General features: G+C 27.4%; 7 protein-coding genes and 2 pseudogenes. 3 read left to right on the forward strand and 6 right to left on the reverse strand.

The window, feature by feature from the left end; translation table 11 throughout:
• The 6 genes and pseudogenes from Q0J35_RS08470 to Q0J35_RS08495 all read right to left on the reverse strand — a co-directional run.
• Positions 1-347, reverse strand: a pseudogene (locus Q0J35_RS08470) (FkbM family methyltransferase); the annotation flags it as partial.
• A 9-nt stretch (positions 348-356) separates the two neighbouring features.
• Positions 357-1,296, reverse strand: a pseudogene (locus Q0J35_RS08475) (NAD(P)-dependent oxidoreductase).
• 21 nt (positions 1,297-1,317) lie between these two features.
• Positions 1,318-2,349, reverse strand: coding sequence for a GDP-mannose 4,6-dehydratase (locus Q0J35_RS08480; RefSeq protein WP_297195457.1), 1,032 nt, complete (start codon positions 2,347-2,349; stop codon positions 1,318-1,320).
• Between the two features lie 124 nt (positions 2,350-2,473).
• Positions 2,474-3,724: an NAD(P)-binding protein gene (locus tag Q0J35_RS08485; RefSeq protein WP_297195459.1), complete on the reverse strand. Its 1,251-nt coding sequence runs from the start codon at positions 3,722-3,724 to the stop codon at positions 2,474-2,476.
• A 3-nt stretch (positions 3,725-3,727) separates the two neighbouring features.
• Positions 3,728-5,515, reverse strand: coding sequence for a hypothetical protein (locus Q0J35_RS08490; RefSeq protein WP_297195461.1), 1,788 nt, complete (start codon positions 5,513-5,515; stop codon positions 3,728-3,730).
• A complete protein-coding gene (locus Q0J35_RS08495; protein WP_297195463.1) occupies positions 5,512-6,891 on the reverse strand; it encodes a glycosyltransferase in 1,380 nt (459 codons plus the stop codon). The genes Q0J35_RS08490 and Q0J35_RS08495 overlap by 4 nt, the downstream gene beginning before the upstream one ends.
• An 804-nt stretch (positions 6,892-7,695) precedes the next feature.
• Between Q0J35_RS08495 and Q0J35_RS08500 the strand changes: the two genes are divergently transcribed.
• From Q0J35_RS08500 to Q0J35_RS08510, 3 genes are all read left to right on the forward strand, one after another.
• Positions 7,696-9,840 carry a glycosyltransferase gene (locus Q0J35_RS08500; RefSeq protein WP_297195466.1) on the forward strand — a complete coding sequence of 715 codons (2,145 nt, stop codon included), beginning with the start codon at positions 7,696-7,698 and terminating at the stop codon, positions 9,838-9,840.
• The gene (locus tag Q0J35_RS08505) at positions 9,827-12,001 is read left to right on the forward strand and encodes a glycosyltransferase family 8 protein (RefSeq protein WP_297195468.1); all 2,175 of its coding nucleotides are present in this window, start codon (positions 9,827-9,829) and stop codon (positions 11,999-12,001) included. Before Q0J35_RS08500 ends, Q0J35_RS08505 begins: the two co-directional genes overlap by 14 nt.
• Positions 12,002-12,191: 190 nt before the next feature.
• The coding region (locus Q0J35_RS08510; RefSeq protein ID WP_297195471.1) for a hypothetical protein at positions 12,192-14,090 on the forward strand (1,899 nt) is incomplete at its 3' end.

The raw sequence follows: 14,090 nt of genomic DNA on the forward strand, positions 1-14,090 counted from the left end.
CTTAAAAGCCCAGAATTTGCTCCACAATAAACGCAAACTAATTTATCAACCCCCCCCCCCCCCCGTAACATATTATAAAAAATGTCATAATATTTTTTTGGCACTTTAGCATTTGCTAGCAATAAATTTAATCTACCAAGCCCTTTTTCATCGCATATAGCAGCTTGTATTAGCTTAAGCTTTTCATCTATGCCATTAAATAAATTAAAATCTAAATTTTGTTTAAAATTCGCAATAATTTCTGCTAAATTTACCTCTACACTTTTATCTTGCTGATGATTTTCAAGTTGGTATTCTAGTTTATCGAGTGCATTTTTAAGTTTTTTAATATCTGTTAAATCAAGCATTTTTTATCCTTATATGTTAGCATAACGATTAACTTTCATCATAGAAAAAGCACGCAGTAGTTCTTGTATGCCATCATCTATGCTAACATCTGCACTCCAGCCAGTTGCTTCTAGTTTGGCATTTGAGACTAGATAGTCTCTTTTATCTGGATCTTCACCTATACTTGCTGAATGTATATAAAAGTTAGGAACATATTTTTTTATAGTTTCGGCTAACTGTCTTTTGGTTAAATTAGCTGAAGAAAGACCCATATTATAAGCTTCTCCTTTCATTTTGTCATAGTTTTCTATGCCATGTATGAAGCCTTTTACTACGTCTCTTACGTGTATATAATTTCTTCTAAAATGTTCTTCAAAAAGCACTATAAATTTATCTTTATAGGCTCTGTATGTAAAATCATTTACAAGCAAATCAAGCCTCATTCTAGGTGAGACGCCAAATACTGTTGCCAAACGAAAAGTTACACAATTTCCTTTATCAAGCAAATAGTTTTCAGCTTCTACCTTGTCAAAACCATATTGGGATATAGGTTTTAGTGGGCTATTTTCATCACACATAGCATCTTTATCACCTATACCATAACCACTATTAGTATTTGGATATATGAAAATTTGAGATTTGCTTGCTAAGTCGCTTATCATTTTTACAGCTTCATAATTAAACATTCTAGCAAGTCTTGAGCTTTTTTTACAAAGTGGAGCACCTACTAATGCAGCTAAAGGTATGATGACATCAGCCTTTGCTACTTCTTTTTTTTACTTTATCCTTATCTAATGCATCTCCATTAATAAAATTGAAATTTTTATAAGAAGCACAATAATTTAGTGAGTTTTGATTAAAAAATAAATTATCAAGAACGCTTACTTCATACCCATTTTCTAGCAACTTAGGACACAAAACAGAACCGATATAACCAGCACCGCCGGTTATAAAAATTTTTTTAGACATTTTTTTCCTTTAAATCGAGTCCTATCGATTTAAAGGAATTCTGCCTTTCTTTATCTCATCTCTCCAGTGATTAAGCAAATCTTTAAACATCTTTCTAGCCGGAATCTCTGGTTTCCAATCGATAAAACTCTTTATTTTTGTATTATCAAACATTTGGTAATCAGCGTCAATAGGACGAAGTCTATTTTCATCAACTTGAATCGTAATGCCCCCTCCCATTTGAGAATATGAGAGTAATATTTCTATTACTTCAGGTAGCTTAAATGCTTCCTCTCCAGCGATATTAAAAGCTTCTCCATAAGGCACATTTCCTTTTTCACTTTCTAGTGAAAGTAGATAATATGCTCTTACAGCATCTCTACAATCTTGAAAAGTTCTTACGCTTGAAAGATTTCCAACCTTAATAACTGGTTCTTGCAAACCAGCTTCAATAAGTGCGATTTGCTTGGCTACTGTGCTTTCAAAAAATACATCACTTCTTCTTGGTCCGCTATGTGTTCCCATTCTAGTAACGAAAGTTTTTATATCATAAGCCTCACCGTAAAATCTCCCTAGATAGTCCGTGCCGATTTTACTTATACTGTAAGGACTTGCACCGTGAAATGGCGTTTCTTCATTTAGTTTTACGCCCACTTTGGCTCTACCATAAACCTCACTAGAGCTACATACATGAACTACTGGATTATAGCCGTCTTTTTGCTTTAAGGCTCTTATATTTTCTAGCAAATTTGCTGTGCCGATGATATTTGTTTGAAGTGTTTCGATAGGAATATTAAAAGAAGTTTTAGGAAAAGATTGTGCGGCTAGATGAAAGATAAAATCAGGTCTTTTACTTTCAAAAAGTTTTTGTAAGCTTGAATAATCATTTAAATCCGCATAAAATACACTAATTCTATCTTTTTTGTTGATTCTGTCGCTTAGGTGATAAATATTGTCCATTGGCTCTTGCCATCTCATCATACCAATAACTTCATAATCTGTGTTTTCCAGCAAAAAGTCTGCCATTTGCGAACCGACTTGCCCTGTAAAGCCTGTTATAAGAGCTTTTTTCATAATAATTCCTTAAGATTTACAGCAAAATTTTTTACGCATAATTATACGTATTTTTTATAAAATTATTATTAATTACTGCAAAGTAGTATCTGCGGTAAATAATTAAATTTATGATAAAAATTATTTATAAATTTTTGCTTTTTATGGCTTTTGCAAGATCTATTGATCTTTTAATGCAAACGTCCATATTATAATATTCCCATTCTCCAAAACGACCATGACTTATAAATCCTCCTTCTCCATACTGATTTAGATAAGATATACATTTTTCTTTTGATTTAGAGTAATTTAAATCAAAAAATATATAAGCATGTTCTGTAACATTATAATCAAGAGGTTTTTTTAAAAAAGGTATTTTTTTAGCATCTTTGATCATTTCATCATAAGAAACATTACCTATTGCTTCTGTTGAACAAGAATTTCCATTTGGTCTTAAAAAAGAACCTATATTTGAAATTCTATGGCATTTTATTTTTGAATCAGGAATGTAAGTCCAAGTCATATCTAGACTTGAATCTGTTTCCCAAAAAACAGTTGTAACTCTGTTAAATTTAAGCTTTTTAAAGTCTTGATTTATGGTGTCATCACATTTTAAAATATTTGGGATTAGATCAAGAGGACTTGTATTTACAATCAAATCAAAGCTTTTTTCTCCATTTATAATCCATTTTGATCTATTTTTTTCTATGTTTTCAACTTTATACTGTGTTTTAATATTTAATCCTTTGGCTAGACTTTCTAAGAAAGTATTTTGGTTATTGCTTTTTGGGTAATAAAATGTAGTATGGGGCATATGATCTTCTGCCTTTGATATTAGGGATTTGAAAAAACTTTCTTTTGTAGGAACTGGCAATTTCATTTGTTTTTCATCTTTAATCCATACATTATCCATATTTTTAGGATTTGTTCCCCAAATTTTTGTATTGTATGGTATGAAATACTCTTGCGATAAGATTTCGCCAAAATGATTTATAAACCATTCTTCTAAATTAGAACCCTTTTCATAACTTGCTGCAAACATTTGTTTGGTTATTTCAAATGCCAATTTAGAATCCAATTTATCTATTTCTCTTATGGAAAATTCTATAGGGTAGGGCAAAAAATTATCTTTAAATAAAACTAAAGCTTTTCTTTGTATTAGATTAAATTTATCATACGGCATAATTTTGTTAAAAACAAAATCTTTAACATCATTATATATAGAATTAAAACAATGCCCACCATTTACGTGATAAGGCATAGAATTTATTTCTTTTGTTCTAGCTATACCACCTACAAAAACTTCTTTTTCTAAAATCTCAACTTCAAAATCATCTTTTAATAGTTGAGCTAGAGACATTCCGGAAATTCCGGCTCCTATAATACCTATTTTCATTCATTATCCTTTCTGTTTTTCTTTAAATTCTTTTTTTAATTTTTTGGCTTCAAAGTAAAATTTTATATAGCCACCTTTATACCACTCTTTATCCGCTTTCATCAAAGCAAGTCCTAGTTTATATGTAATACATTCTTTTTCTTTTAAAGCATCTTTATAATCAGGATAAGTATCTAAAGGAGGAAGTTTTAAGTTTATATTTTCTTTTATCTTTTCTTTATATATCTTTTGTTCTTTTTTATGTTTATCTTTTATATAAGATAAAACATAAGGCAGTCTTATATAGCCTTTTATACTTTTTGAATTTTCTATTAATGCACTCCCTAGTTTATAAGCTAAATGAGAGTGAATTCTAGCTTTAGCTGAATTTGCTTGTATTAAATTGCTCAAATTTAATAATTCGATAAATAAATTTATAAATCTTATATTATTTGTCTCATAAACAATAACTCTGCTCATAATTTCTACAGCTTTTGCATTATTTTTGTATACTTTTTGATAAATTTTAGATGCAACATAAGATATATATGGAAAATTATGCAATGAAGCACAATCTAAATACTTGTTGTGAATTTTGCTATAATATTCATAAGACCAAAGTGTTTTGCTATAAATGCCATAAAACACCTCTTCAAATTCTTCAAATTTGTTTGCCAAGATTATATTTTTTAAATTATTTTCAACTTCATTAGGTTCATTTATTTTAAAATAACAATCATTAAGCGCTATTATATACCCGTAGTTATTAGGATTATGTTCTAAAGCTTTCTTCAAAAAAGATATAGATTCGCTTATATCTTTGTTTAACTGTGTTGAAAAATCATAAAGACGGTAATATGAATAAGCCTTATATAAATTATTCAAATTAACATAGTCGATATTTTTTAAAATGATATTATAAAGTTCATCGGTGTTATATGACTGAAAGTAAGTTACCAGTGTCTCTTTACCGGAAATCAATGCGGCTAATCTTGAAAAATTAGAATAACCACTTGAATAAATCTGTGAAGCTTTTGCTATACAGTTCAAATCAAAAAACACTCTATCTTCCTTAGAGTATTTTTTTTGCAACAATGAATCTATTGTATTTATTATAATTGTTGGATTTATTTCATTTACACATTCTATAAGCTTTTCATTAGCTTTTAAATCTTGTCCGAACAGAACTATTTTTTTATTTTTATTTCCCATACTAATTGCTATCTCCAAAGCTACTTCATATGGAAAATGGTGAAGATTAGCCCATAAAAATGGAACTTGGTTGTATTTTGTGTATATATGTTCTCCACCTCTCATATGTATCGCTATAAAATCTCCAAGTTTGTACGATATATATTCAACATCTTTTATTATTTCATAATATTTTTTACTCCATATGATATCATTTACATATATATTTTTAATTTCCTTTAAAACCTCATTTTTGTCAAGTCCTTTAAAAATTTCATATGGAATAATAACTTCGCTATATAGTATTTGTTTATATTTTTTTAGTTCTTGTAGCGTTAAGTTCTCTTTAAAATTTCTGCCATAACAGCAATTGTCAATAACGTGGTGTTTTTTTATGAAAGACTCATGAAATATATTTTCGACACTTTCTGTATAAAAAGCACTAGCAATATCTATACCCTTATCCATATTACTTTTAATAGAGTCATTACCACTAATCCAATGAAAATAAAAATTATAATTTAATTTTTTAGATATCCATAGAGCACATATTACTGATATTAGTCTGCAACCAAATGCATCCGGTCTAGCAGAAAAAATGTAAGGTTCTTTCTTATTCATTGCTTACACTCGCTTTTCATAGTCTTTTTATATCCTAGCCCAAGATACAATCTCCAAGGATTTTTTAAAAAAAATTGTCCTAATTTATATGTATTTGTTTTTTTAAGTTGTAAGGCTTTGTAAAAATCTGCGTAGCCATCTATCGCGGGCAATTTAAGTGCAGGATTTGCTCTACATATAGCTTTAAATATAAATCTATCCATTTTATGAGTTAAGATAATACTGCTTACCTTTAAAGGTAGAATCATCCTTTTAAAAAAAGTATCAGCATTAATAATAGCTTTGCCTATCTTATAGGAAAGATGATTTTTTACTCTATCTACAGCATATTCATATATAAGTGTTTTAGAAAAATCATTACTTAAAATGCAGGATAAAAAGTGCTTTTCATATTCTTGTAAATACTTATACGTCATATTTTCTTTGTGAAAATCCTTAAAAAATTTCACCAAATTATCAAAAAATAAAGGTTTTAAATCATCTTGTATTCTGTAGTAAAAGCGAAACAAAGGAGATATAGCGTGAGAGTAAAACTCTTCCTTTATATCATCAAATACACCTAAAGAAATTAATCTTTGTTTTGAGTATTCGCATTGCTCTATCATCTTAAAAAGACTTTTATCTGTTTTATTCATAGAGGCTTGATTACATTCTTCAAGCCTATAGTGATATAATCTTTTTTTAACAGCACTTATACTTTTGGCTAACATTAGAGCTTCCATCATAAAAGGAAAATCTTGATAAGAAGCTCCTTTACTTTCTTGAAATCTTAAGTTGCTTACAAAATCTTTTTTATATAAAGAAGCCCATATAGATGAATGATATATAAGCAATTTTTTACATTCATTTATCTTAAAAGCACTGTCTTTAGTACATTTATCTAATTCAAAATCAGCTCTTCTTTGCTTATATGGAATACTTTTTTTCTTCGCTTTAGAATTGTATTTGTAAAACATACACTTAACTAAGTCGCTACCACTTTCCACTGCTTTGTTATACAACTCCTCATACATATTGCTTTCTATCCAATCATCAGATTCTACAAAACCTATATATTCTCCTTTAGCTATATCAAGTCCTGTATTATAAGCAGCACCCAAACCTTTGTTTTCTTTATGAATAACTATTATTCTTTTATCCTTACTAGCATATTCATCACATATACTAGGACAAGAATCAGTAGAACCATCATCTACTAATATTATTTCTATATCTTTTAAAGTTTGATTTACTATACTATCAAGACACTGTCTTAAATATTTTTCTACATTGTATATGGGAACTATTATTGAAACTTTTGGAGAAATATTATTTTCTATCTTTTCTTCATTTGCTTTAGTATTTATTAACTCATTTATATTGTTTTTATCTTTCATTATTTATAAACCTTTCTTATATTCACTTTTTTTAAAGTTCTTTTTTGCGTTTTATTTCTTTTTTAAATCTTTACTAATCTTTTCATTTTTCTTTTTTAATTTTTTGCCAACATTCTTTTTCAAGTTTCAGGCATTTAAATTCAAACTCTTGATGTTATTACTCTCTTTAAATTCCTTTCCAAATTTACCTTCCAAGCTCTTCAAATACCCAAATATTCAGCTTCTAAGTTAATTCTTTCATTTTTTCATTTTGTATTGAAAATGGCTGTTTTCAAACTTTTTATGTGGGTTTAAGTTTTGTTTAAGAAGGGCTGGGGGTTAGGATTTGTTTTTATGTATGATTAAGTAAGAATTTATCCACAAATTAAAGCTCTTAATTATCCTTTTTTTAGAATATGAAAAGAGTTTAAAAACTTGTTTTTTTTTTTTTTTTGAATTTTAGGTAAAAAAATGAAAAAAAATGTAGTATAATTTTGACTAGTGGTTATCATAAAAACGGGATATTTTGATCCCTTTGCCTATTTCGGTAAGGGTTAGATATATTAAAGATTATAACTTTTTAACAAAAATATTTAAAAAAGTTTGAAAACAGCCATTTTCAATACAAAAGCAGATAAATTATAAAATTCCTTGTGAATCGAGGATATAGATATTTAAAAGATTAAAAAGCATGGTTTATGAAGGTGCAACCTTTATGTCTCTTTTCTAAACTATACTTTGGTGTGTGGATTTTGATGTATTTTTAAACTTTATTGAATTTTGACATCTTAATTTTATAAATTATTATCAAGATAAGGAATTTTTATGTCCAATGAATTAAACCAACCTTTAATATCAGTAGTTATGCCTTGCTATAATAGACAAAAGTATGTAGCTACAGCAATTGAATCTATATTAAATCAAACCTATGCTAATTTTGAATTTATCATATTAGATAATTATTCTACAGATAATACATACGAGATAGTTAAAGAATATGCCAAAAAAGATAAGAGAATCATAGCCTTACAAAATGAAAAAAACAAGGGTTTTGTGTATTCGCATAATAAATTATTTTCTTTAGCAAAAGGTAAGTATATAGCTCTTATGCATGATGATGATATATCTTTGCCTCAAAGATTTGAAAAGCAAGTAGCTTATATGGAGAAAAATGAAGATATAACACTGCTTGGGACACTTATAGAGAGTTTTCCTGTAAAAGGTAATGACTGGGTTGTATCAGCTGATGCAGAGCTTATGTCTTTATTGCTACATTTTCATAATCCTATAGCTCAATCAACTAATATGATAAGAGCTGAATTTATAAAAAATAACAATATAAAATTTTTAGAGGACTACAATTATGTTCTTGATTATAAATTTTATATGCAAATTTTAGAATGCGGTGGAAAGATAACAAATTTAGACGAGGTATTACTTTTATATCGCTTTGATAATGATTCATACAGCTCAAAACCAGAAACGCAAAAAAAGCAAAATATCGGTGCAAGGACTGTAAGAATAGAAAATTTACAACGATTTTTTAATGAAGAAGAGATTGAAGATATATTAGAAAAAATAGATTCTTATGCCTTGCACCGAGATAGTATTAAATCTAAAGATCTTTATAACTTGCTACTTCTTATGAAAGAAAGGGACGTAAAAAATATTATAAGTAAAAAGGCTTACGATGAGGCTATTAAACTTTATGTGGGCGAAAAAAGCCTTATAAATATTTTCTTTACCATAAACAATGACTACACACAACACCTTTGTGTGCTTTTAGCCTCTATACTTAAAAACTCAACTCCACTTGATGATTTTCATTTTTATATTTTAAATGATGGAAGTTTAAGCGAATACAATAAAAGTTATATACAAAGTTTAAAAAAAAGTGTTGATTTTGTAAAAGTGAATTTTAGTGTTGATTTTGTAAAAGTGAATGATAAAAGGGTGTTAGAGTTGAATTTGAGCTCGAATCCTGAAATGCAGCATACCTCAAAAGAGGTTTATTTTAGATATATACTTCCTAATGTAAATGAAAATATAGATAGATTAATCTACTTAGATGTGGATTGCATAGTTGAGGATAGCTTAAACAAATTTTATAACTCAGATTTTAAAGGAAAGTATGTAGGCGTAGTGGATGATGGCAACTATAACTCATATAAATACTATAAAAAATCTTTTGATGTAGAACACCCTTTTAATGCAGGTGTTTTGTTAGTAAATGCAAAAAAATGGCGAGAGGAGCGTGTAATTGATAAGCTACTTTTTAACACAAAGGTTTTTACTCTATCTGAAATGATAATGTATCAAGATCAAGATGTTTTAAATCACGCATTTAAAGATGAATGTATTAAGTTAAATCCAAAATTTAATGTTCAATTCTCAACCTTGACAAATAATACAAATGAAACAAGCTACAATCATATCGACCTACATTTCGCAAATTTAAACCCTGTAATAATACACTATACAGGCGTTGGCAAACCTTGGGATGAACGTGGAGTTTATAATCCACTTTGGAAAAGATATTGGCATTACATAAAATATACTCCATATAGTTTTTTATTGGAAAGCAGATATAAAGAGCTTTTTGCAAAATCTTTAGTAAATCTTTATGGAGCAGCTGATAGGACTAAAAGGCACTTATCTTATAGACTTGGAGAAGTTTTGTTAAAAACTAGATCTTTATCATCAGCTTTTTCTTTGTTTTCTAGGCTTAGAAAAGCTGTTAAAGCTTATAAAAGTGATAAAGTAGCCTATAATACTATGGTAAAAATATATCCGGACTTAAAATTAACAAAGCTAGAAAACTATAGCGACTATCAAGAATCTTTAAAGGTAAAAAAACAGCTAACTTACAAGCTAGGAGAACTTTTAATAAAACACCCTTTTACTTTTTTATTTAGAGTAAGTAAGGTTTATAAAGAGTGGAAGAAGGAGAAAACAAATGAATTCAAATAAACATATACATACTTTTTTTAATATAAATAGTAAATATACATATATAGCTTCTATTTGTATTAGTTCTATACTGAGTAATTTAAGTAAAGATTATAAGATATCTTTTTATATATTAAGTAAAGATTTAAAAGAAGAAGATAAAGAAAAACTACAGTCATTAAAACATATAAAAGACTATGATATAGAATTTATAGATGTAGATGAAAGTGTATTTACAAAAAAGATAGAATCATCTCAAGCTCATGTATCTTTTGAGGCAAATTATAAATTTTTACTATCTTCTTTAAAGCCAAATTTAGACAAATGTATATATTTAGATGCAGATTTGATAGCTACAGGAGATTTAGCAGAACTTTGGGAAGTGGATATAGATGAGTATTATATGGCTGGGGTTATAGAAGAATGCAAAACAAAAAGTTTAATCTATCACAGACAAAATAGACTCAATATAAAGAAAAAGAATAATTATGTAAATACAGGCGTAATGCTTTGTAATCTTAAAAAATGGCGTGAAGATGATATAGAAAAAAAGTTTTTTAAAACCTATCTTAGCAATGAAGGTTTGTTACTTTTTCCAGATAAAGATACTATAAATATAGTTTTGCAAGATAGGATAAAGCCTCTTGATAAGAAATACAACTGTCTTATAAACAATATAAAAGAAAATAAAAAAGACGTAAAAAATGCACTTAAAAATTCAATTATTATACATTATTCTGGAGAAACTAAACCATGGCTTTACAACATAAAATATAAAAACGATATTTGGTTTTCTTATGCTAAAAAATTGCCTTTTTATGATGAGTTTATGTATAAATATACAAAGCTCATAGATAAAGAGTGTTTAGGAAATGATAAAGAAATATTTAAAAATCTATATGATTTAAAGCCTACTTTTGACAAAAACTATGTTAGCTTGTGTTGTGTGTTTGATGATAATTATGTTCCTTATTTTTCGGTATTATTAAGATCGATTATAGATAACTCAGATACAAACACGAATTATGATATAGTCATACTTCATAACAATAATATAAACACAGTTCATATGAAAAAACTTCTATCTATGATAAGTGATTTGAATAATTTTTCAATAAGATTTGTAGATATTTATTTATTTGCAAATATTGTAGATTTTAGTAAGTATTTGCTACATCATTGGAAAGCTGAGACATATTTTAGGTTTTTTATACCAAAACTATTTAAAAACTATGAAAAAACACTTTATATAGATGCAGATACCATTGTCCTAAAAGATTTAAAAGACTTGTTTGATACAAACTTAGAGGATAAATTTTTAGGTGTAATACAAGATACTATAATTACTGGACATATCAAAAATTTTGATTTTGTCTTAGACGTGGATATAAATGAATATATATCAAACAAATTAGGATTAAAAGATAAAGCTAAGTATTTTGGTGGTGGAGTTTTACTTTTTAATATAAAAAAATGCAGTAGTGTGGACTTTTTAGGGCTTTGTTTAGAAAAGTTAAGAGAGTTAAAAAAGCCTATTATGGTTGATCAATGTGTATTAAATTCCTTATTTGCAGATAAGACTAAAATTTTACATACTAAATATAATCTATATCAATGCGAAGTTTATTTTAAAAACTTACACACTTTTCTCCCCAAAGATGTTTATGATATGTATGAAGAAGCAAAAAAAGATCCGGTCATAATTCACTATGAATTTACAGAAAAGCCGTGGACTTCTATTTTTATAGAAAAAGCAGATATATGGTGGTCATACGCTAGAAAGACACCTTTTTATGAGGAAATTTTATATAAAAATTTAAGTAATCCTCTTAAAGATGGAGCAAAAAAACAAATTCAATCTCATTTATCATATAGACTAGGACAAGAAATTTTATCTATAAAAAATAATAAAGCTAAGATTTTTATTTTACCTTTTAGCTTACCTTGTATATATCTAATGCACTTTATATCAAAGATGTTAAATTCTTTACTAGCATTTTCTAATGCTAGTATAAGACCTGAACCTTTACATAACTACTACTCTGATTATAAAGAAGCCTTAAAGATAAAAAATAATCAACTTACTTACAGACTAGGAAATTTACTTGTAAAACATCCTTTTACTTTTTTATTTAGAGTAAGTAAAGTATATAAAGAGTGGAAGAGGGAGAAAAAGTGCTAAATAATGAAAAAGAAATATGCTATATATTAGAAATAGACGAATCTTAAAGAATCGCTTTCCTATCAGCTAGACAAGTCTTGATAAAAGCATATAAAAAACAAATGGGGCTGACCTTATCAAATTCCCATTTGAGGCATATAGCATAGTTAAAAAATTTAAGGATAAAAAATTAAAACAATAAAGGAGTTTTATGTATTTTTGCGAAAGAGAGACAAGTTTTATATGGAAAAAAAATGATTTAGAAGAAGTAAATGTATATATAAATAAACAATATTCTTTTATAGATATAAAAATAAGCGAAGAGCATGATATAGAATGTTTAAAAATAATATTTAATACAGAAGTTAATGACAAAGACATAGAAATTATATCTTTTGAATATCTTGATGATACGAATTTTAATCGAATAGATAAAAAATGCTTCCTAGCAGATGAAAAAAACGAACTTGTATTGCATTTAAATGAGGAGTACAAAACCACCAATTTTAAACTGCATTATCCTAATATAAAAAACATAACAAATATTCAAGCCTTTAAAAGAAAATATAAGGGTATATTAATTGCTAGTAGAATTGATGCATTTGGAGCCAGAATGCATGCTCTTATAACAGCGATGTATTTAGCTAAGAAAACTGGCTTTAAATTTGGTTTTACTTGGGGTAAATTAGATCTCCCTGGTGGATGTTTAGTGGATACTCAAGAAGAAATTTTTGAAGAATCTTTTTTAGAAGAACATTCATATAATAAAAAAGGTATGTTACATTCAGAATTATTTACATTTAAAAGTTTTGATGAATTATATCAAAAGCCATATGAAAAATATTATGGATATGTAATAGGAAATGGTTGGTTTATCAATAGTACTGTTTTGAAAGACTTAGACGAAAAAGATTATTTTGAAAATATCCCTAAAATTTTCAAGGAATTTCCTTTTAAAGAAAAATACAAAAATATAATGAAATATATAGACGAAAAAATGCAAAAAATAGGAGATTTTATAGCTATACATATAAGAAATGGAGATGGAGTATATGAACAGTACCTTAGAGAATTTTGCTTTGATCCTATTGTATTCTCAAGAAACTTTCCAGTAGAAATAGTATGTCATTTCATAGAAAAAAACATAAAAGAGAATAAAAAAATTATTTTATTCTCTCCAGATAAAGATACGGTTTCAATTATTAAAAAATACTTTAGTGCAAAACTCCCTAAAGATACCTTGTTTAGCTCCGAAGATTTTTATACAGAAAATTTAAATGAAATGCAAAAAGTATTTTTTGACAATTATTTATTATCAAAATCTTCTATACTAATATATACTGCAATCTCTGGATATGCTTCTCTTGCTATACATGTTGGAAAGATAAAAGCAATAAATTTTTATAATTATTTCACATCTAAAGAAAATTGCGACGCTATAAAATATTACTTCGATAGAATTATGACTCACCCTCTGCAAAAAGCGGCATCTTGTGTTATTTATTTTAACTTATTAAATCAGCTTAATGCTTCCATTACAGAAAAACTTGATGTATTAAACAAAGCTTTGTGTTATGATTATGCCAATTCTGCTTATAGGATAATGATAGTTGATACACTCATAAAATATCTTGAAATTCAAAGAGCTGATAGATACCTAAAGATAGTTTTAACTGAAAGAAAAGAAGAATTTTTATCTATTTTACTTCGTAAATTATATGGTAAAATACTGACTTACGAAAAAACTTTTGATCAATACCTCAATGCTGCCTCTCCAAAATACCCTTATATAAGCTATATAGCGGCTAAAATAGCTTTGTTTCAAAACAATACAAATAAAGCTTTAAAATTTATAGAATACTCCTTGCAGGCCGAAAATAATAATGAAGAGTTCATATCCTTATACAAAGATATAAAAAAATCTCTAGGACAAAATGTAGATAATCTACCTTTGCCTTTTAAATACATTTCTCAAAATTTAAATTTGTTGCCTCCTGTAAGTGAGCTGGATATAAGACTAAAAGAACAAGACTTAATAAATAAAAAACTAAATACAAAAAAACTATACAAAGAATTAAATATAAAAGAAGATGTATTTATGCCTAGAATA

Source organism: uncultured Campylobacter sp. (assembly GCF_944323605.1).
In the GTDB taxonomy this organism is placed as follows: Bacteria; Campylobacterota; Campylobacteria; order Campylobacterales; family Campylobacteraceae; genus Campylobacter_D.